The sequence below is a fragment of the Streptomyces sp. NBC_00829 genome, assembly GCF_045161795.1.
Classification (GTDB): Bacteria; Actinomycetota; Actinomycetes; order Streptomycetales; family Streptomycetaceae; genus Streptomyces.
The window spans coordinates 426,650-447,691 of the sequence record NZ_CP108867.1; the positions used below are offsets into that span (position 1 = coordinate 426,650).

14 protein-coding genes are annotated in these 21,042 nt (G+C 71.0%); 3 read left to right on the forward strand and 11 right to left on the reverse strand.

All coding sequences use genetic code 11. The annotated features are described in order from the left end of the window. Positions 1 to 104 precede the first annotated feature (104 nt). The 9 genes from OG293_RS01740 to OG293_RS01780 all read right to left on the reverse strand — a co-directional run bounded on the left by OG293_RS01740 (position 105) and on the right by OG293_RS01780 (position 13,570). Positions 105 to 1,964, reverse strand: coding sequence for a hydantoinase B/oxoprolinase family protein (locus tag OG293_RS01740; protein ID WP_405996946.1), 1,860 nt, complete (start codon positions 1,962 to 1,964; stop codon positions 105 to 107). A gap of 3 nt (positions 1,965 to 1,967) precedes the next feature. Beyond that, positions 1,968 to 4,094, reverse strand: coding sequence for a hydantoinase/oxoprolinase family protein (locus OG293_RS01745; RefSeq protein ID WP_405996947.1), 2,127 nt, complete (start codon positions 4,092 to 4,094; stop codon positions 1,968 to 1,970). A 256-nt stretch (positions 4,095 to 4,350) separates the two neighbouring features. Beyond that, positions 4,351 to 5,250, reverse strand: coding sequence for a carbon-nitrogen hydrolase family protein (locus OG293_RS01750; RefSeq protein WP_405996948.1), 900 nt, complete (start codon positions 5,248 to 5,250; stop codon positions 4,351 to 4,353). A gap of 18 nt (positions 5,251 to 5,268) precedes the next feature. Then, entirely contained in the window at positions 5,269 to 5,916 is a 648-nt protein-coding gene (locus OG293_RS01755; protein ID WP_405996949.1) for a carbon monoxide dehydrogenase subunit G, read from the reverse strand. After that, positions 5,913 to 8,501: an aerobic carbon-monoxide dehydrogenase large subunit gene (gene cutA, locus OG293_RS01760; RefSeq protein ID WP_405996950.1), complete on the reverse strand. Its 2,589-nt coding sequence runs from the start codon at positions 8,499 to 8,501 to the stop codon at positions 5,913 to 5,915. The genes OG293_RS01755 and cutA overlap by 4 nt, the downstream gene beginning before the upstream one ends. After that, positions 8,498 to 9,046, reverse strand: a complete 549-nt coding sequence (locus OG293_RS01765) for a (2Fe-2S)-binding protein (protein ID WP_405996951.1) — start codon at positions 9,044 to 9,046, stop codon at positions 8,498 to 8,500. The genes cutA and OG293_RS01765 overlap by 4 nt, the downstream gene beginning before the upstream one ends. After that, positions 9,043 to 9,960 (reverse strand): FAD binding domain-containing protein, encoded by a 918-nt coding sequence (locus OG293_RS01770; protein WP_405996952.1) that lies wholly within the window; start codon positions 9,958 to 9,960, stop codon positions 9,043 to 9,045. Before OG293_RS01770 ends, OG293_RS01765 begins: the two co-directional genes overlap by 4 nt. Positions 9,961 to 10,078: 118 nt before the next feature. Continuing rightward, positions 10,079 to 11,554 (reverse strand): uracil-xanthine permease family protein, encoded by a 1,476-nt coding sequence (locus OG293_RS01775; protein WP_405996953.1) that lies wholly within the window; start codon positions 11,552 to 11,554, stop codon positions 10,079 to 10,081. Positions 11,555 to 11,827: 273 nt separating this feature from the next. Beyond that, complete coding sequence (locus OG293_RS01780; RefSeq protein ID WP_405996954.1) at positions 11,828 to 13,570, reverse strand: PucR family transcriptional regulator; 1,743 nt, start codon at positions 13,568 to 13,570, stop codon at positions 11,828 to 11,830. A 129-nt stretch (positions 13,571 to 13,699) separates the two neighbouring features. Here OG293_RS01780 and OG293_RS01785 point away from each other — a divergent pair, with 129 nt between their 5' ends. From OG293_RS01785 to OG293_RS01795, 3 genes are read left to right on the forward strand one after another with little or no spacing between them, the layout of a single operon-like run. After that, positions 13,700 to 14,608, forward strand: coding sequence for a DUF2877 domain-containing protein (locus tag OG293_RS01785; RefSeq protein WP_405996955.1), 909 nt, complete (start codon positions 13,700 to 13,702; stop codon positions 14,606 to 14,608). Next, a complete protein-coding gene (locus tag OG293_RS01790) occupies positions 14,605 to 16,071 on the forward strand; it encodes an FdrA family protein (RefSeq protein ID WP_405996956.1) in 1,467 nt (488 codons plus the stop codon). Before OG293_RS01785 ends, OG293_RS01790 begins: the two co-directional genes overlap by 4 nt. Next, positions 16,068 to 17,489, forward strand: a complete 1,422-nt coding sequence (locus tag OG293_RS01795) for a DUF1116 domain-containing protein (protein WP_405996957.1) — start codon at positions 16,068 to 16,070, stop codon at positions 17,487 to 17,489. Before OG293_RS01790 ends, OG293_RS01795 begins: the two co-directional genes overlap by 4 nt. 707 nt (positions 17,490 to 18,196) lie before the next feature. Here the strand turns inward: OG293_RS01795 and OG293_RS01800 are convergent. Beyond that, on the reverse strand, positions 18,197 to 18,895 hold the full coding sequence (locus tag OG293_RS01800) for a tectonin domain-containing protein (RefSeq protein ID WP_405996958.1): 699 nt from the start codon (positions 18,893 to 18,895) through the stop codon (positions 18,197 to 18,199). A gap of 352 nt (positions 18,896 to 19,247) precedes the next feature. Beyond that, positions 19,248 to 20,966 (reverse strand): acyl-CoA dehydrogenase family protein, encoded by a 1,719-nt coding sequence (locus OG293_RS01805; RefSeq protein WP_405996959.1) that lies wholly within the window; start codon positions 20,964 to 20,966, stop codon positions 19,248 to 19,250. Between the last annotated feature and the right edge of the window lie 76 nt (positions 20,967 to 21,042).

A 21,042-nucleotide genomic window follows, 5' to 3' on the forward strand; every position in this document is an offset into this window, starting at 1 on the left:
TGGAGCCACACGGGGCGGCCGTCTCCGCGCACACCGTGCTGCGGTGCGTGGTCACGGCCCCGACCCGTGCCGTCCTGCCTGCCAGGTACGGCACGGGCACCGGCTCACAGCAGGTCGACCTCGGCGTAGGTACGCCCGCCGGCGAGCCGCTGGTAGCCGGGACCTCGGTCGAAGAAGGGCTCGACGTCGGGGCGTTCGGCCCGCATCCGTGCGCGCCGCTCCTCGGTGGCGGCCGGGTCCGCCCGCAGTCCGTCGCCCTCACCGACGACGACAACCCCGTAGTCGTCGTGGGCTCCGTCGACGGAGACCTTGCCCCAGCGGACGTCGCGCACCACCGCGTCGACCTCGCGGTCGAGCGGGTCGCCCCAGCCGCCGCCGCCGGTGGTACGGATGCAGATGACCTCGCCCGCGCGGACCGGTTCGTCGTCCACCAGCCCTTCCATCACCCGCTCGTGCGGGCCGCCCGGGTCGATGACGACCTGGAACGGACGTCCGGCCTTGCCGCCCTTGACACCCCAGCAGGACAGGATCGAGCGGTCGGCGATGGACATGAAGGAGGCGTCCCGCAGCATGCGGATGTGCTTCTCGTAGCCGAGGCCGCCGCGGAACCGGCCGGGGCCGCCGGAGTCGACGGCCAGGCCCAGTCGCTCCACCCGGAAGGGGAAGCGGGACTCGGTGAACTCGGTCGGCAGGTTCCGGGAGTCGGGCACCACGTGGATGGTGTCCTCGCCGTCGGCGTAGTAACGGCCGCCCGAGCCTCCGCCGAGCACCTCGCGCATGAGGTACGGGCGGCCCTCGGCGTCGTCGCCGTAGACACCGGTGTAGCGGATCGTCTCCTGGTCGGCGGGCATCCGGCCGTCGACTGCCTTGGCCAGGACCCCGGCGAGGACGCCGAGCAGCCGCAGGATGACGAAGGTACGGGCGTTGGTGGGCGCCGGGAAGACGGGGGTGAGCAGAGTGCCCTTCTCCGGGAAGCGCATGTCGATCAGCGGGACGACGCCCTCGTTGACATCGAGTTGGGCCATGCGTTCGGGGGTGTCGGCGAGGTTGCGCAGGATCGGTGCCAGCCACTTCTTGAGGAAGTTGCCGTCCGCGTAGTCCCCGCAGTGGTTGATGGGGCCCTTGGCCTGCCGGGAGGTGCCGGTGAAGTCGATGACGATCTTCTCGCTGGTCTTGGTCAGCGTGATGCGCTGGGTGTGCAGCATCGGTTCGTCCACGCCGTCGTGCTCGGCGTAGTCCTCCCAGACGAAGGTGCCGTCGGGGATCTTGGAGAGGATCTCGCGGCGATAGGTCTCGGTGGTCTTGTCCAGGATGGCGTCGAAGCAGGCCTCCACCATGTCGCGGCCGTAGCGGTCGAACAGTTCGGTCAGCCGCCGGGAGCCCATGAGGCAGGCGGAGCACTCGGCGTCCAGGTCGGCGGCGAGCGAGTCGGGCATCCGCGAGTTCCGGGTCATGATGCGCAGGGCCGCCTGGTTCGGCACGCCCTGGTCCCAGAGCTTGATGGGCGGCACCATCAGCCCTTCCTCGTACATGCTCGTGGCGCCGGAGGGCATCGATCCGGGGCAGCAGCCGCCGATGTCGTCGTGGTGGCCGAAGGCCTGGACGAAGGCGACGACCTCACCGTGGTGGAAGACCGGGACCGTCACACAGAGGTCCGGGAGGTGGCCGATACCGCCCTCGGACTCGTAGACGTCGTTGTGGAAGAACACGTCCCCGGGCCGCATGGTCTCCAGGGGGAAGTCGCGGGCGACGGGGTGGACGAGGGCGGAGTACGAGCGGCCGGTCAGCTTGCGCAGACGGCGGTCGTGGATGCCGGCGCGGAAGTCGTGGGCGTCCCGGATCATCGGGGAGCGGGAGGTACGGGCGATCGCCGCCTCGACCTCCCTTTCCACCGAGGCGAGGGTGCCCTCGACGACCTCCAGGACGACGGGGTCCACGGTGTGGACCGATGCCTCGACGGTCATGGCTCAGGCCCCTTTCTGGGTGCTGCGGGTCACGACGAGGTTGCCGAAGGGGTCGACGTCGACGGTGAATCCCGGGTGGACGGGAACGGTGGACCCGAACTCCTCGACGATCGCGGGGCCTTCGATGCGGTCGCCGGGAGCCAGTGCCTCCCGGCGGTAGACGATGGTGGTGACCGGGCCGTCGGCCGGGTCGAAGCAGACCGGGCGGCTGCCGGTCGCCGCACGGTCGGGGCCACCGGTCCCCGCGGGGAGCTTTTGCAGCACGGGGCGCCGGATCGGGCCGACACCGGTGACGCGGAGGTTGACCCATTCGACGACCTGGCTCGGGTCCTCCTGGAAGTCGTACCCGTAGAGCCGGCGGTGCAGTTCATGGAAGGACTTGGCGACACCGTCGGCCAGCCCCGCGTCGAGGGGGCCGTCGGGCACGGGGACCCGTACCTCGAAGGCCTGGCCGAAGTAGCGCAGGTCGGCGGTACGGACATACTGCTGATCTGCCGAGGTGAAGCCCTCCTTGTCGAGGGCGGTGGTGGCCTGCGCGGTGAGGTCCGCGTACACCTCGGCCAGCCGGTCGAGGTCGAGTTCCGGATGCCGGCGGACGGCGGTGCGGACGTAGTCGCACCGGACGTCCACGGTGAGCAGCCCGAAGGCGGAGACGTTTCCGGGGTCGCGGGGCACGACGACGCCGGCCAGGCCGAGGATGTCGATGAGCCGGCAGAGGAGCAGCGAGCCCGAACCGCCGAAGGTGGTCATCACGAAGTCGCGGACGTCCAGGCCCCGTTTGACCGTGATCTGCCGCAGGGCGTTGGCCTGGTTCCAGGCCGAGATCTCCAGGATGCCGGTGGCGCACTCCTCGACGCCGAGGCCCAGCCGGTCGGCGAGGCGCTGCACACCTGCGCGCGCGGCCTCGGTGTCGAGGGGGATCTCGCCTCCCAGGAGGTGGGGCGGGATTCGGCCGAGGAGCACGTGCGCGTCGGTGATGGTCGGGTCCGTGCCGCCCTTGCCGTAGCAGAGCGGGCCCGGGTCGGCGCCGGCCGACTTGGGTCCGACCTTCAGGGTCCCTTCGGGGGATGTCCAGGCGATGGAGCCGCCGCCGGCACCGACCGTGACGACGTCGATCATGGGGATCTTAGAGGGGTAGCGGCCGACCGATCCCTCCGTGGTGAGGGTGGGTTCGCCGTCGAGCACCACCGACACGTCGGTGGAGGTGCCGCCGCCGTCGCAGGTGAGGACCTTGTCGAAACCGGCGGCCCGGGCGATCAGCGCCGCTCCGAGCGCGCCCGCCGCGGGGCCCGACAGAACGGTGGTGATGGGCTGGTGGACGACCTCTTCGGCGGAGAGGATGCCTCCGTTGGACTTCATGATGGCGAACGGCACCCGTCGCGGCAGGCCGTCGGTTCCCGCGGCGAACGCGTCCAGGCGCTCCTTGATGCCGCTGACGTAGCTGGCGACCCGGGGCTTGACGGCCGCGTCGACGAGGGTGGTCATGGCACGCTCGTACTCGCGGTACTCGCGCAGCACTTCGGAGCTGAGCGAGACGGTGGCCTCGGGGTGTTCCTCCCGGAGGATCTCCCGCATCCGCTCCTCGTGGGACGGGTCGGCGTAGGCGTGCAGGAAGCACACACCGAGCGTCATGATGCCCTGGTCGCGGAACCAGCGGGCGGTCTCGCGGGCGGCGGCCTCGTCCAGCGGGCGAATCTCGTCGCCCCGGTGGTCGAGCCGGCCGCCGACGGTCCGTACCCGGTCCACCGGGACGATCCGGTCGGGCTTGACCCAGAAGTAGGAGTTGCCGTACCCGTCGGGGACCGCCTGGCGGGCGATCTCCAGGAGGAACTCGTATCCCTCGGTGGTGATGAACCCCAGACGGTCGATACGGTCCTCAAGCAGCTGGTTGGTGGCCACGGTCGTGCCGTGCACCACGGCCGTCACGTCGGAGCCCGAGCAGCCCATCAGGCCGAGGACCTTGTGTACGCCCTCCAGAAATCCCAGCGCTGGATCGGCCGGTGTCGAAGGGGTCTTGGTCGTCACCAGTTCGCCGGTGTCCTCGTCGAGCGCGACGATGTCGGTGAAGGTGCCGCCGGTGTCGACGCCGATACGGATCCGGCGCGTGCCCGCTGTCGCGACAGCCGTCATGGGGCGCTCCTTTCGTTGGCAGTGGCGGGGATGTGGAGCGATTCAACTGCGTGGCGGCGTCGGCAGAATCGGCAACTTGTGCCAACAGTCCGGGCGGATGTTGGTGAAAGGGCCGGGCCGGCCGGACCGCCGGGCACGCCGAACGGCGGTGGGGCCGCTCATGGTCGAGCGGCCCCACCGCCGTGGTCGGGTGCGGGTGCGGGTGCGGGTGTGGGTGTGGGTGTGCCCAGGGGCCGGCCGTATGCCGGGTCGGGCGTCAGCCGTGCGGGAAGGAAGTGCGGGCGGGCCGTACGAGGTCGTCGGCATAGCGGCGCACCAGGGCGAGGTTGCGGTCCCGGAGGTGGTCGAACACCTGGGGCACCGAGGATCCCGGGGTGAGGGATGCGAGGGCCCGCTCGGGGTCGAGCCGGGCCGAGACCCACGACTCCTGAGAGGCGCCGCGGGCGACGACCTCCGCCCCGGGGGTGACGATCAGCGAGTTCCCGAAGTAGAGCACACCCCCGGGGTCGCTTCCGGTGGCGTTGGCGCCGACGACGTAGACATGGTTGTCGTAGGCGCGTGCACGGCAGGTCAGTTCCCACAGGTCGGCGGAGCGCAGCAGGGCCGAGGGGCGGCAGATGACCTCCGCCCCGCGTACTGCCTGGATGCGGGCCAGTTCGGGGTAGTCGCCGTCGAAACAGATCAGCATGCCGATCCGGCCCAGGGGTGTCTCCACGACGGTGACCTGGTCGCCCGGGGTCACCCAGCCGCCGCGGGAGGCCAGTTCGGGTCCGAAGGGGTGGGTCTTGCGGTAGACGCCCAGGACGTCACCGCCGGGACCTGCGAGGACGGCTGAGTTGTGGACCACTCCTCGTTCCGCTCCACGCTCGTAGCTTCCCCACACCAGGTGGATTCCGAGATCCCGTGCCAGGCCGAGCAGTGGGTCGCACTGTGGTCCGGGCACGCTGTCGATCAGGTCCCACAGCTCGGTCGCGGCGAGGCCCGGGGTGAATCCGGTGGTGACGCTCTCCGGCAGTACGACCAGTTCGGCCCCGGTGGTTTCGACGCAGCGGGTGACCCAACGGGCCGCGTGGGCAATGTTCTCCTTGACGACGGCCCGGGTCAGGACGTCGGGCCGCGGGGCGACCTGGACGGCCGCAGCGGTGAACGCGCGCATCTCGGACTCCGTCCTCTGTCAGCGTCGGCGGCCGATGAGGCCGCCGACGATCGCGCCCAGCAGGGCGACGACGGCGCCGAAGAGCGCCCCCTTGGTGAAGTCGCCGCCCAGTCCCTGCAGCGGTACGGTGCTCACCGGTCGGGCGAGGACCGCGGTTGTGGCAGATGGCTGCCCAAGGGTGGCGGTGGCTGGGCCGTTGGCGGTGGCGGCCGGGTCGGTAAGCTGCTCGCCGCCGAGCAGCCGGTCCACGGACTTGAAGAACTCGCCGGCTGTCTTCTTGGCGACCCCGCTGAGCACGCGCTGCCCGACGCCGCCGATCACTCCGCCGACGACGGCGTCGGCCTCGTACTCCAGCCGGGTCCGTCCGTCGCCGAGGTCGTGCAGTTTCACCCGTGCCTCGGCCTCGACCGTCCCCGGTCCACCGGAGCCGGACGCCTTGAGGGTGAAGGATCCCGGTTTCCTCAGGTCCAGCAGTTGGACGTTGCCGAGGTAGGTGCCCTTGATCGAGGCCACTCCCATCGACACGGTCATCCGGTAGGCGTCGGGGCCGGTCTCCTCCAGCTTCTGGCAGCCGGGGATGGTGCGGGTGAGGACCGTGGGGTCGTTCAGGGCGTCCCACACCCGATCCACGGGGGCGCTCAGGGTGGCGTCTCCACTGACTTTCATGGCTGAGGTCGCTCCTCGTCGGTGTGGTTCATGGTGGCCGCCCTGCGGTGCAGCGGCGGAAGGTGGCCGTCGGCGAACTGCTGCCGCAGACGGAAGAGTTCGTCGGGCTGGATCGGCATCCGCGTGATCGGGAAGCCTTCGGCGTCCTCGATCGCGGAGGCGAGGACGGCGCTGCCGGGTATGACCCCGGCCTCCCCCGCGCCCTTGATCCCCAGCGGGTTCAACGGGGAGGGGGTCTCCAGATGGTCGATCTCGACGTGCGGGGTCTCGCTCGCGTAGGGCATGAGGAAGTCCATGAAGGACGCGTTCAGGAGCTGGCCGTTCTCGTCGTAGTGCATACGCTCGTAGAGCGCCCCGCCGACGGCCTGGGCCACGCCCCCGTGCACCTGGCCCTCCACGATCATCGGGTTCAGCAGGTGGCCGCAGTCGTGCACGACGCAGTAGCGCAGCACCTTGATCTCGGCGGTCTCCGGATCGGTCTCCACGATCGCCGCGTGGACGCCGTTGGCGTAGGTGGCCCGGGGCGGGGAGAAGAAGTCCCGCGCCTCCAGGCCGGGTGCGTCGCCCTCAGCGATCGGGGGTCGGGTGGGGTCGGAGCTGCCACCGAACTGTGTGGCGGCCTTGGACGCCTCGTCGAACGCGTACCGCAGGGGGTTGGACAGGACGGCGACGGTGCCCAGGGGGATGGAGACGGAGGGGTCGTCGCGCGACTGGACCACACCGCGGACGATGTCCAGTTCCTCGATTGTCGTCCCAAGGGCCTCGGCGGCGATGCGCAGGGCCTTCTCGCGTACTCCTCGGGCGGCCTTGGCGACGGCGTTGCCGCTCATGACCGCGGCCCGGGAGGCGAAGGTGCCCACGGCGTAGCCCATCCTGCGGGTGTCGCCGGTGGTGACCGTGATGTCTTCCGGCGGCACGCCGAGCACATCGGCGACGACCTGGGCGAACACCGTCTCATGGCCCTGCCCCTGACTGGTGAGTCCGGTGGCCACGTAGACCTTGCCGCTGGTCTCGACCTGGACGTGGCCGCCTTCGTAGGGGCCGACGCCGGTGCCTTCGACGTAGGCGGCGAGGCCGATGCCCACCCGGCGGCCCTCGGCCCGCGCCTGCTCACGGACGGCGGCGAAGTCGTCCCAGCCGACGAGCTTCTTCAGCCGGTCGAGCGAGGCGGGGAAATCGCCCGAGTCGTAGGTCAGCGGCCGGCCGTCCTGGAACAGCAGTCCGTGGTCGTAGGGCATCTCCTCGGGGCGGATCATGTTCCGTTCGCGGACGTCCGCGCGGTCCAGTCCGAGGCGGTCGGCGATGGCGTCCATGGTGCGTTCCATGGCGAACACGCCCTGGGGGCGGCCGGCGCCGCGGTACGGGGTCACCATGACGGTGTTGGTGTAGAGGCTGCGGAACTCGACCCGGTAGGCCCCCGGCTTGTACGGGCCGAGCAACTGGGTGGAGGTGATGAGCGGGACGATGATGCCGTACTGGGTGTAGGCGCCGTTGTCGTGCAGGATGTCGACGTCCAGACCGAGGACGCGGCCGGTGTCGTCGAAGCCGACCCGGACGGTCTGGAGCTGGCCGCGTTCGTGCGCGGAGGAGATGAAGTGCTCCCTGCGGTCCTCGGTCCACTTGACCTCGTGGTCCAGCAGCCGGGCGGCCCACGGTACGAGGACCTCCTCCGGCCAGGGGTGCACGATCTTGACGCCGAATCCGCCGCCGACGTCGGGAGTGACGCACTCGACCTTGAGCAGCGGCAGATCGAGCTTCGCGGCGACCGCCGCGCGCACTCCGCTGGAGGTCTGGGTGGAGCTGTGGATGCGCAGGGACTGGTCCCCCTCGTCCCAGCGTGCGAGTACACCGCGGCCTTCCATCGGCATGCAGGCGCTGCGCTCGATGTCCAGATGGAGTTCGAGGGTGTGCGGGGCATCGGCGACGGCGGCGCGGGCGTCGCCGGTCTCCTGGACCAGGTGTCCCGCGACGTTGCCGGGGACGTCGGGGTGCACCAGGTGGGCGGCCCGGAAGGCGTTGTCGATGCCGACGACCGGGGGCAGTGATTCGTAGGTGACGACGATCCGGTCGCAGGCGTCCTCGGCGATGTAGCGGTCGCGGGCCACCACCATCACGACGGCCTCGCCGACGTGGTTGACGTACTCGCGGGCCAGCGGATAGCCGGTGCGGCCGTGGGTGAGCCCGGGGTGCGGGATGAGCATGGGGAGCGGCTCGGCGATCCTGCCGGGCAGGTCCTGGTAGGTGTAGACGGCTATCAGGCCGTCGACGTCCAGCGCCCCGGAGGCGTCGATGTCGACGACCCGGGCCCGCGCGTGCGGGCTTCGGACGAAGGCCGCGGCGTAGGCGTGCCGGCCGAGGTCGTCGAGGTAGCGGCCCTTGCCGACGAGCAGCCGCAGGTCCTCGGTGCGTGGCATGGAGGCGCCCACAGCGGGAGCGGGGCGCGGTTCCGCCGCGCCGGCGGCGGGGGCCGGGCCAGGGTCCCCCGCGTCGGCGGCGGGCGCCTCGGACGTCGTGGGAACGGGCACGGCGGACTTGGGCCCGGCGGCCCTGCGGCGGCGCGCCGCCGTGGTCTCGACGGCCTTCATCGTGGGAGCTCCTCGGAAAGGGGGGCGCCGGCGGCGTTCCCGTCGCGCAGGATGCGGGCGGCACGCAGGACGGCACGGACGATGTTCTGGTAGCCGGTGCACCGGCAGAGGTTGCCGCCGATCGCCTCGCGGGCCTCCTCCTCCGTCGGGTCGGGGTGGTCGCGCAGATAAGCGGCGATCACCGTGAGGAACCCTGGCGTGCAGAAGCCGCACTGGAGTCCGTGGCATTCGCGGAAGGCCTGCTGCACGGCGTGCATGCTTCCGTCGGGGGCGGCCAGCCCTTCCACGGTGGTGATCTCGGCCTCGGTGGCGCCGACCGCGAACATCAGGCAGGAGCGCATGGGACGGCCGTCGACCTGGACGGTGCAGGCGCCGCACACGCCGTGCTCGCAGCCGACGTGGGTGCCGGTCAGACCGAGGTCGTGGCGCAGGCAGTCGGAGAGCAGACGGCGCGCGGGTACGGTCGCCGTGCGCAGCACGCCGTTCACCCGCAGCTGGATCTCGTGCATCTCCTCGTCCGTGGATCGGTTCGTCTCGTCGCTCATCGGGCACCGCGTTCGTGGTCGTCGGGGAGGGCTGCGGGTTGTAGGGCGGCACCGGCCGCCCGTCCAGCGGCGGTGTGCAGGGCGCGCGCGGTGAGCACCCGTACGAGGTGGCGCCGGTACTCGGCGCCGGCGTGGATGTCGGGTTCGGGTTCGGTGAGACCGGCGGCGAGTTCGCCTGCCGCCTGCCAGTCGGCCGTCTCCGCGGTCCTTCCGGCGAGCGGCTCCGTCAGGTCGAGGACCAGGGGCACCGGGGAGACGGAGAGGAACGCGGCGCGGGCGCAGACGATCCGCAGGCCGGCGTCGAGGGTGACGGCGACGGCCACACCGCACATGGCGTAGTCGCCGTGCCGGCGGGCGGCCTCGACGAACTCGGTCCCCGTGCCGGGCGGGAGCCGGGGGAAGTACGCGGAGACGGCCAGTTCACCGGGTTCGATGCAGGACTCCAGTGGACCGACGAAGAAGTCCGCCGCGTCCACCTGGCGGGTGCCGGATGCCCGGGCGAGCTCGACGGTGCCGCCGAGCAGGGCGAGCACTGCGGTCATCTCTCCGGACGGGTCCGCGTGGGCCAGGCTTCCCACCGTGGTGCCGCGGTTGCGGATCACGGGATGGGCGACGAGCCGCAGTCCCTGCCGGAGCAGAGGCACGGTCCGGTACGCCGCCTCGTCCCCCTCCACGTCCGCGTGCCGGGCCAGGGCGCCGACCCGTACACCGCCGGAGTCACTGCGGACGTAGGCGAGTTCGGTCAGTGCGTTGATGTCGACCAGATGGCCGGGGGCGGCGAGGCGCATGTTGAGGATGGGGATCAGGCTCTGGCCGCCGGCGAGGACCTTGCCCTCGGTCCCGACCTCGGCAAGCACTGCGAGGGCATCGGGGAGGCATTTGGGTGCGTGGTAGCGGAATGCGGGGGGCTTCATGCTGGTGCCCTTCGTGCGGGAACGGCCTGGAGAGAACCCGGCCGGGCGGGGGGACAGCCCGGCCGGGTGGTCGTCGTCAGCCGTCGTCCAAGAAACGCCTTGTCCGACGGCCTGGCCGCTACGGGCCTGTGCGGGACGGTGCGGTGGCGCCGGCGCTGTCGTCCTTGCCCACATCGGCGCCGGGTGTCGCCTGGGCGGTACGGGCGGCCGTCACACCGTCGTCCGGCGCGGCGGTGTCCGCGGGCGCCGTACCGCGGCCCCCGCGCAGATGGGCAGGTGCCGCTGCCCACAGGGCGTGGTAACCGAGGATGGTGACGATCGTGCCCAGGGCAATGCCTTCCAGGGTGAAGTCGTCGGTGACCTCCAGCCGTACACCGCCAATACCGATGACCAGCCCGGCGGCGACCGGGACGAGGTTGAGAGGGTTGGCGAAGTCGATCCGGTTCTCGATCCAGATCTTGGCTCCGAGCAGGCCGATCATTCCGTAGAGGACCACGGTGATACCGCCGAGCACCCCGCCGGGGGTGGCGGCGATCAGGGCACCGAACTTGGGACAGAGTCCGAAGATCACCGCAACAAACGCGGCCACGTAGTACGCCGCGGTGGAGTAGACCCGGGTGGCCGCCATGACGCCGATGTTCTCGGCGTATGTGGTGGTCGGCGAGCCGCCGACCGCGCTGGCGATCATGGTGCCGATGCCGTCGGCACTGATCGCCCGGCCCATGCTGTCGTCCAGGTCCTGTCCCGTCATCTCCGCGACCGCCTTGACGTGACCGGCGTTCTCGGCGATCAGGGCGATCACCGCGGGCAGCGCCACGAGGACGGCCGAGGTCGTGAAGTCGGGGGCGTGCATGCCGGGCAGTCCGAACCAGTCGGCTGCCGCGACCCCGTCGAAGTTCACCCGGAAGTGCTCGACGGCCTTGCCGTCAGGACTTCCCGCGGGCACCGAGCTGATCATTCCGGCGGTTCTGTCGAGCACCCAGGACAACGCGAAGCCGAAGATCAGCCCGAGGAAGATCGCGATCCGCGACCAGAATCCGCGCAGCAGCACGGTCATGGCCACCACGGCGACCATCGTCAGAAGGGCGACCCACTGGTCCTGCGGCCAGTACACCTGCGCCACCACCGGCGCGAGGTTGAAGCCGATCAGCATGACGACGGCTCCGGTCACCACCGGGGGCAGGATCCGGTTGACGACCCGGGCGCCGACGAAGTGGATGACCAGTCCGGCCACGGCGAGCACCGCTCCGGCGACCAGGATCGCCCCGGTCACCGTGGCGTCGCTGCCGCCGGAGGCCCGGATCGCGGCGACGGCGCCCACGAAGGAGGCGCTGGTTCCCAGGTAGCTGGGGATGCGGCCCTGCACGATGAGGAGGAACGCGATGGTCGCGATTCCCGACATCATGATGGCCAGGTTGGGGTCGAGGCCCATCACCACGGGAAACACGAACGTGGCACCGAACATGGCGACCACGTGCTGGGCGCCGATGCCGACGGTCCTGCCCCAGCTGAGGCGCTCGTCGGGCATGACCACCTCGCCCGGTGGGGGTGTGCTGCCGTCTCCGTGGAGATTCCAGCCCAGTCCTCGTATCATTCGGAGCCGCCTTCCGGACCATCGGGGCCATAGCCCCGTGGGGACTCAAACCGGGGACCTTTGGTGGTTCCCGGAGGGTGGGTGGCCGTGGTGTCCGGGCTGTGCCCGGACCGGCCGGCTGGGGTTGAGGGGCGGAGCCGCCCCGAGGTTGGACGAAGGCTACGAAGCCATCGGGGCCTCAGCATGGGCGAGTTGTGACCAAGCGGCCCGGGTCCTGTTGTGACCTTCCGCCCAACGGCGGATAGCAGGGCGGGGTGTCCGCCTGGCGGACACTCACAGGCCACGCATCCGGAGGACCTGGAGAGCCACCTCGACGTTGAGCCGCAGCTGCGCATCGGTGGTGAACGGTCCGAGGAGCTTCTCCAGCTTGACGATGCGGTAGCGCAGGGTGTTGTAGTGGAAGTGGAGGATCCGGGCCGTCTCGGCGACGTTGAGGTTGGTGTCGAGCAGCACCTGCAAGGTCATTCTCAGGTCCTCGACCCCGGGATCGTCCCGGACGGCCAGTTCGCGGAGCGTCGCCTGCATGAAGCTGGTGAGTTCCGCAGAGTCGGGCACGAGGCTCAGCAGGCGGAACACGCCCAGACTGTCGAAGTCGGCCACGGCTCCTGGCCCGTGCATCTGCCGCCCCACCTTCGCGGCCCGGCGGGCCTGCTCGTAGGCCTCGGGCAGCAGCCGGGGGTCGGTGACGACACGGCTGACGCCGGTGGAGAAGGCGCGGCGACCGCCACCGCCGTCTCCGGAGACCTGCGCGGTCATCTGGGCCACCGCCCGGCTGGGCTGTTCGCCGTCGCGTGCTCCCATCACCACGACGACCTCCTGGCTGTACCCGATCACGGCTGCCTTCCGGTCCCGCTCGCCCACCACGATGGTCCAGGCGGTCGCGAACCGCTCATGAGCCGGGCGGAGGTCACGCAACTGCTCCGGGCCGGGCTCCAGCTCGGCGACCACCACCACCAGGGGTCGGTCGATGTCCCATCCGAGCGAGGTGCAGTGCGGCACGGTTTCCTCCGGGCCGCCGGCCCGCCCGGCGAGCAGGTCGCGCAGGAAGTCGCCCTGGTACTTGCTCTCCACGGCGGCGACCGCCAGTGCCTTGGTGATGACCAGCGCGCCGGTGGCCGCGCCGCGCTCCAGGAGGTGCACGTCGCTGTCGTCGGGCCGCCGCCCGCCGGTGATCAGGACGACCCTGCCGTGGTCGAGGGTGCCGGCGAGTATCGGTACGAGGACGACCCGCTCCCCCTCGTCGAGTCCTCTCCGCCCGTGCTTGAAGCGCTCGACGCGAAAGCGGCCACTGACGTCGAAGCAGTCGGCGGGGGGCGGTGCGCAGCCCTCGGCGTCGGAGCGGGCCAGCACCCGGCCGTCCGGGGTGGTCACCATGACCGTGCCACCCAGCAGGGCGGTGAGCTCCCCGGTCAGCTCCCCGAGGGTGCCGCCCGTCAGCACCAGGTTCACCAGGGCCCGGTGCACCTCCTCGGACCGCGAAAGAACCGCTGCCTGGTGGTCGAGGATGTCCGCCGTCACCTGGGCGTGGACGACGTCGAATGCCACGTCCTCGGGGAGCCCGATCAGCGGCAGTCCGATCCGGTCGGCCGCCGCAAGGACTGCCGGGGGCACCGTGCCGGCAGGGCCGAGTGTGACGGCGACGGCCGCCGGCCTGGCCAGCTCCGGCGCCTCGGCCAGAGCCGCCAGGTCGTCGCCGAGCGATCCGCACCCGGTGAGCACCAGCTCGTGCTGCCGGGGCGACCGCAGTGCGTCAGGCGCCTCCTGGACGCTCAGTCGCCGCACCGCGCGGTCCAGCCCCTGCTCCCCCGCCAGGACCTCGGCCCCGGCGAGGCACTCGGCCGCCAGAATGTCACGCACGGACAGCCCGAGCGTCAGCAGCCGGGGGGGCTGCGCAGCGGTGTCCGGGCGACCGGGCGACCGCCCGTCCGGGGCGGGGTGACGGGCCGCGCGCGCGGCGGTCGGGCCCGCTGGCAAGTTCTGCGAACGTATGGCCTGATCCTTAGCACTCATCTCCATGGGCGAACGCTAGATGGCCGAATACATTCGCCATAGATGTCCGGCAATGGACGTTCGCAATCGTGACCTGCGAGCGGCACCGCCGAAGGCATCCCAGCCTTCGACCGTGCCAGGAGGTGGCCACGCGTGATGACGCTCCCGCCCGACTCCACTTCCCGTACGCCGGCGCCGGGCGGGCTGCCCGCAGCGGCCTCGCTCTCCGTCCGTCCGACGCTCCAGGGCCCGCCCGTCCCGGCCCGCGTGCTGGCCGCGTTCCCGGCGGCCGTCTACCTCCGGACGGCCGACGGCGAGGTCCTCGCCCTGCTCACCCGGGACGCCGTGCGGCTGCCCAACGGGCTGGTGCTCCCCTCGCACAGCACGTCGGCGCCGTTCGAGGAACTGGTCCGCCGGGTTGCCGAGGTCGGTGCCGGGACCATCCCCGCCCACTGCGGCGGGGGTGTGGTGCGGGTCGGCCCCCTCCTCTGTCACACCGTCCGCTGGTGGGCGCCGCTGCGTCCCCGGCCGCCGGGCGACCCCCTTCGGTGGCGTGCCTCCGTGCACGCCCTCGGCCGGGGTCTGCGTGCCTCGCGGGCGTCCGGCGGCCCGGCATCAGGGCTGCCCGCCGAGGGCCGCGCCGCGCTGCGCGCCCTGGCCGCCCGCGCGGCGCGCCAGGACAGCGACGGATGCGCCAAGCAGGCCCTGAGGCTGGTGGGACTGGGCCCCGGCCTCACCCCCAGCGGTGACGACGTCCTGTGCGGATTCCTGCTCGCCCTGCGCCACTTGGGCGGCCGTCCACTGGCAGCGCCGGTCCACCACGCCGGGCGCACCACCCAACTCTCCGCCGCGCTGCTGGACCACGCCGCGCGCGGCGACGGCTGCGATCCGCTCGTCCGCCTTCTGGACGCGGTCGCCGGCCATACATCCGTCCCCGCCGCCTTGGCGGTTCTGCTGGCGGTGGGGCACACCTCGGGCGCGGATCTGGCTCTCGGAGTCCTGGCCGGCGCCCACGCCGTCCTGGCCCGGGGGTCCGAAACGCCACAATGGAAGGAGTCTGTGTGACCAGCGCACTGGAGCTACGCCGCGGCACCTATCGCGACTCGGTGACGCTCATGCAGGTGAGCCGCGCCGTGAAGGGCGTGGAGGGCGTCGAGGACGCCTTCGTGGCCATGGCGACCGCGCTCAACCTCGGTCTGCTCACGACCATGGGCTTCGAGGCGCCCGAGGACGCGGGCCCCAACGACATGATCGTCGCGATCCGGGCGAGGGGCGGGGCCGCCCTGGAGTCGGCCTGTGCCCGGGTGGAGGAGGCGCTCGCCGCGGCCGTCGCCCCGGCGCCCTCCGGGCCCTCCGCCGGACCCGTACCGAGGACCGTCGACACCGTCGAGGGCGCCACCCTCGCCCTGGTGTCCGTGGCCGGACCGTACGTCTTCGCCGAGGCGGCGGCCGCCCTGGAGTCGGGACTCGACGTCATGATCTTCAGCGACAACGTGCCGGTCGCACAGGAGGTGCTCCTCAAGGACCGGGCGCGGGCACAAGGACGGGTCGTGATGGGCCCCGACTGCGGCACCGCGGTGATCGGCGGTGCCGGTCTCGGGTTCGCCAACACCGTGCGCCCCGGCCCGGTCGGCATCGTCGCCGCCTCCGGAACCGGCTCCCAGCAGCTGATGTGCCTGCTGCACGCCGGCGGCGCGGGGATCAGCCACTGCATCGGTGTCGGCGGACGCGACCTGTCGGAGGAGGTCGGGGCCCGTTCGACGCTGCAGGCGCTGAGCCTCCTCGACGACGACCCTGCGACCGAGCTGATCATCGTGGTGTCCAAGCCGCCCGCCCCGGGGGTGGCGGCCGAAGTCGCGCGGTACGCGGCAGGGCTGGGGACCCCCGTGGAACTCGCCCTGCTCGGCGCCGGCCAGGACGATCTGACCCGCGTCGCGGCGCGGACCCTGGAAGCCCTCGGCACCCCTCGGCCCGACCGGTGGCCCTCCTGGATGCCGGACCGGGCCCCGGCCCCGCGCCGGGGCGCGCTCCGAGGACTGTTCTGCGGAGGCACACTGTGCGACGAGGCCATGGTCATCGCTTCCGAGACGCTGGGGCCCGTCGCGTCCAATATCCCGCTGGAGCCGGACCGGGCGCTGCCCGCCGGTCTGCGCTCCTCGGGCCACTACATGATCGACTTCGGTGACGACGGTCTCACCGCGGGTCGGCCGCATCCCATGATCGACCCCTCACTGCGGCGGGAGCGGCTGGCCGAGGTGCTCGCCGAGCCTGAAACGGGCGCGGTGCTCCTCGATGTCGTGCTCGGCCACGGGGCCCACCCCGACCCGGCCGCGGAGATCGCCGCGACCCTGCGGGCGGCCGGCGAGGGGTCCCCTCCGGTGGTCGTCTCGCTGTGCGGAACCGATCTGGACGGTCAGGGGTTCGCCGCCCAGGCCCACACCCTCACCGCGGCCGGCGCCGAGGTGTACCTCTCCAACGCCGAGGCGGCACACCGGGCCGTCCTCCTCACGAAGGGCCAGCCGTCATGACCGAGTCGTCGTCCCCCGCCGCCCGGCTGCTGACCAGGGAGCCGGTCGTGGCCGCCGCGGGTGCCGGCCTGCTGGCCGACGCCCTCGCCGCCCAGGCCGTCGCCGTCACCCGCACGGACTGGCGCCCGCCCGCGCCGGGCACCTCCGGCGACCTGGACCGGGTACTGGCCGACCCGCGCCGCGCGGAGGCCAACCGGACCGCCGTCGGCCGGGTGCTCGCCTCGACGGCCAACCTCGTGGACGTGCGCCCCGCGTCCGAGGCGCTGGGGCTGCGGCCGGGCCAGTTCCTGCACGCCGGACCACCGATCACCTGGGAACGGGCCTCCGGACCGCTGCGTGGCGCCCTGGTGGGTGCGATGCTCCTGGAGGGCCTTGCGGACACGCCCGAGGACGCCGAGAAGCGGCTCGCGGCCGGAGAGGCCGAGTGGGAGCCGTGCCACCACCGGGGGGCGGTGGGGCCGATGGCCGGCATCGTCAGCCCGTCGATGTGGATGTGCGAGCTCGAGGACACCGTGCACGGCAACCGGGCCTGGTGTTCGCTCAACGAGGGTCTGGGCAAGGTGCTCCGCTACGGCGCGTACGGGCCCGAGGTCCTTGAGCGGCTGCGCTGGATGTCAGCCGTCCTCGGCCCCCTCCTCCAGCGCGCGGTCCGCCGTCACGGGCCGGTGGACGTCCGCGCCGTCATCGCCCAGATGCTGCAGATGGGCGACGAGGGACACAACCGCAATCGCGCCGGCACCCTCATGCTGCTGCGCGAACTGACCGCAGACCTGGTCGAGTCAGGCGCACCGAGCCGGGACACCGCCGACGTGATCCGCTTCGTCGGCGGCAACGACCACTTCTTCCTGAACCTGGTGATGCCCGCCTGCAAGCTGGCACTCGACGCGGCCCGGGGCATCCCCGGCTCCACGATGGTGGTCGCGATGGCACGCAACGGCACCGACTTCGGCATCCAGGTATCGGGCACCGCCGACCGGTGGTTCACCGGCCCGGCGGCCGTCCCCGACGGGCTCTATCTCGGGGCGTACGGCCCCGACGACGCCAATCCCGACATAGGCGACTCGGCCATCACCGAGACCGCGGGCCTGGGCGGCTTCGCCATGGCAGCCGCCCCCGCCATCGTCCGCTTCATCGGCGGCCGGGTGCAGGACGCCCTGGACGCGACCCGTCGCATGTACGACATCACGCTGGCGCAGAACACCGCGCACGGGATACCGGTGCTCGACTTCCGGGGCACCCCCACCGGGATCGACGTCACGCGCGTGGTCAGGACCGGGATCGTCCCGCAGATCAACACCGGGATCGCCGGACGCGTCGCCGGTACCGGGCAGGTCGGAGCGGGTCTGGTCACCCCGCCGATCACCTGTTTCACCTCGGCACTGGCCGCGCTGGCGGACGAGGTGCCCGCGGGGCACTGACGGTCGACAGCATGCCGTGCACACGGAGGCAGGCCCTACCGGCGGATACGGTGGGGCCTGCGTGGGGTCGGGCCTGTTCGACAGCGTGGGCATGGCGGGCCGGGAGGGTCTCCTTTCATCACATGACGGAAGATCAGTTTCCGCCGTGAATCGGGCCCTCGGTGTGCGCGAGCCGTCCCCCGGATCCGCCCGTCGGCACGGCACGCTCTCCGCGAGAACGGAGATCGCGGTCCGCTCCGGCGTAACGCCATGCCAGGCAGCCCGATCGCCGCACGGAGCCGATCCAGTTCGGGCTCCGCCGGCCACGCACCGATTCCTCCATCTGACCGGCCCGGAGGCGTGTGCCGACACGGCCACCCATGCCGGCCGAAACCCCTACGAGGCGCGATCCGGCACTCGTTACCATCCGGCAATGCAGAAGATCCGAGTTGCCGAGGTCCTCGCCGCACTCTCCCCGACCACCGATCTCGCGGCAGGCATGTCGTTCGAGAAGGGGCTGCGGATGACCGCGGTGGCCACGACCTTCGCCTCGGCGGTGCTCGGAGTCGACGCGCAGACACGCAGGGTGGTCTTCGAGACGGCGCTGCTGCGCCACGGGACGCCCCACGGAGGTCGGCGATCATTCCGGTGCGGCTCCCCGCTCCAGCTCGGTGCGGCGAGCTGCACCTGCGGAAGCGGGGAACCTTGTTCGACTGGTCGGCGGGGGCCTACCCGGGCTGGTCTCCGGTGTAGCGGTAGATGTTGCCTGCTGCGTTGACACCCCAGACAGTGCCGTCGGCGCCCGCGCCGATATCCACCAGAGCGCCCGGGATCTGCACCCAGGGACTCGCGTCGTTGTTGGTGTAACGATAGATGTTGTCAGCCGAGTTGACGCCCCACACATTGGTCCGCGACCCGGCCGAGATCGCCGTCAGAGAACCGGAGATCTGCTTCCAGTGACCACCACTCTCGTCTCCGGTGTAGCGATAGATATCACCACCCGCGTTGACACCCCACACAGTGCCGTCCGCGCCCGCCCCAATATCCACCAGAGCACCCGGGATCTGCACCCAGGGACTCGCGTCGTTGTTGGTGTAACGATAGATGTTGCCAGCCGAGTTGACGCCCCACACATTGGTCCGCGACCCGGCCGAGATCGCCGTCAGAGAACCGGAGATCTGCTTCCAGTGACCACCACTCTCGTCTCCGGTGTAGCGATAGATATCACCACCCGCGTTGACACCCCACACAGTGCCGTCCGCGCCCGCGCCGATATCCACCAGAGCACCCGGGATCTGCACCCAGGGACTCGCGTCGTTGTTGGTGTAACGATAGATGTTGCCAGCCGAGTTGACGCCCCACACATTGGTCCGCGACCCGGCCGAGATGCGGGTCAGGGCTCCGGAGATCTGCTTCCAGTCAGCCATAGAGCACTCGCCTTCTGCTGCCTCGGTTGCTGTCATCCGATCCTTGGCACACCAGCGGTTCACCCAAACGGCTCCGTCTTGCGACGAGACGACGAAAGAGTCCATAAGACGATGTTTGAGCGGTAGGTCTTCCTGTCCCCGCACCAGGGTTCGACCGCTGGCGCGTCTTGTGTGTGTCTGGATATCCCGTAACCCACAAGGGTGATGTGCGCGTTGGCCGGTTGACGACCAACAGGGGGCGCCAGCCGCAGCATGGCCCACCGTGCGGCTGCGCACGGTGGGCCATGACGGGTGAAGGAGCAGTCGCGGAGGACGTGATCGCCGACAGGCGGCGGTCCCCGTGCCCGCGTTGTTACGGCACCATCTCGTACGCCCCGGACAGTGCCTCGACACGCTCCCAGACGCGCGCCGAACGCGCGCCGTCGACCACGGGTCGCCGGACCGCACCGAGCGCCCAGTGCTGCTGATCCTCGGTGGCCGAGTCCTTGCCGTGGAGTTCGACGGCGTGCGCGGAGAAGTCGCGTACGAGGACGGAGAACAGCTCGTCGAGCACGTCCTGGTCCAAGCCCGTCAGGCGGGCCTGCTCAAGGATCAGCTGGCCGTGGACGACCAACGCGAACAGCTGGCCGACGGAGAGAAGGAAGTCGAGGTCACCGCTCTGCTTCTCGTCGGGACCCGCGGTGGCGACGAACGCGCACAGGGCGTCGGCCTGCTCGCGGAAGCGGGCGACGTTCGGCACCTCGGCGTACGCGTCGTAGGCGGTTCGCCAGTCGTGGAAGCGGATGGAGCTCAGGCCGCGGGCCGGTCCCTGCCGGAAGAGGAACGCGTCGTCGGCCGCGTCGAGGCGGGTCGGAACGGCGGCGTACCCGGCCGGGTCCAGGAGGTGGTTTCTCATGAACTTGAGGATCAGTGCGAGGTTGACGTGGACCGTGCCCTCGAGCTTGGGCAGCCCCCGGATCTCGACGGCGGCCTGGGCGAAGTAGTTGTCCTTCTCGAAGCCCTTGGCCGCGATGACGTCCCACATCAGGTCGATGACCTTCTCGCCCTCCGTGGTCACCTTCATCTTCGTCATCGGGTTGAAGAGAAGGTAACGGCGGTCTTCGGGGCCGGCCGAGCGGAAGTAGTCGACGGCTCGGTCGCTGAACAGCTTCATGCCGACGAGACGGACGTATGCGTCGGTCAGCTCGCGTCGCACATGCGGGAAGGCGGTGACCGGGCGGCCGTAGAGGATGCGGTTGTGCGCGTGCGTCACGGCCTCGTACATCGCGTGCTCGCAGATGCCGATGGAGGCGGTGCAGAGATTGAACTTACCGACGTTCACGGTGTTGAGGGCGGCGTCGAAGGCGGCGCGGCCGGTGTGCAGTACGTCGTCGGGTGCCACCGGGTAGTCCTCGAGGCGGAACTCGCTGACGTACTTCGCGGAGTCGACGACGTTCTTGACGAGCTGGTACGCGGTGTGGCGGCTGTCGGCCGCGAAGAAGACGTAGCCGTCTGCGCCTTCGACGTCGGTGCGTCGGCCGAAGACGGAGACGAGCCCGGCGGCGTTGCCGTTGCCGATGTAGTACTTGGAGCCGTTGGCCCGGAATCCGCCGTTGCCGTCGGGCTCCAGCAGCATGTCCGTGGAGTAGATGTCGGCGCCGTGGGCCTTCTCGGACAGTCCGAAGGCGAACACCTCGCCCTGGGAGAGGAGTTCCGCCGCCCGGCTGCGAGCGGCGGCGTTGTCGCTCTGCCAGACGGGGCCGAGGCCGAGGACGGTGACCTGCCATGCGTACCAGTAGTCGAGTCCGTAGAAACCGAATATCTCGTTCAGGGCGGCGATCCGGGCGGTGTCCCAGCGCTGGTCCTTCTGTCCGGCGGCGGAGGCCGGGGTGAGGAAGGTGGCGAACAGGCCTTCCTTGGCGGAGAACGCGAGGAAGTCCGTCAGCCAGGCGCGGGAGCGGTAGTCCTCGATGAGCCTGCGCTTGCCGCGGTCCTCGAACCAGTCGACGGTGGCGCGCAGAAGCCTGCGGGTCTCGGGGTCGAAATGCGCCGGGTCGTAGGTGCGCGGGTTGAACAGCAGAGGGTCGGCCATGGGGGTTCGCCTTCCGATGGGTTGGGAATTGACGGTTGCTGATGGCGTAGTTTCGGGTCGGGCATTTCGTCGGGTG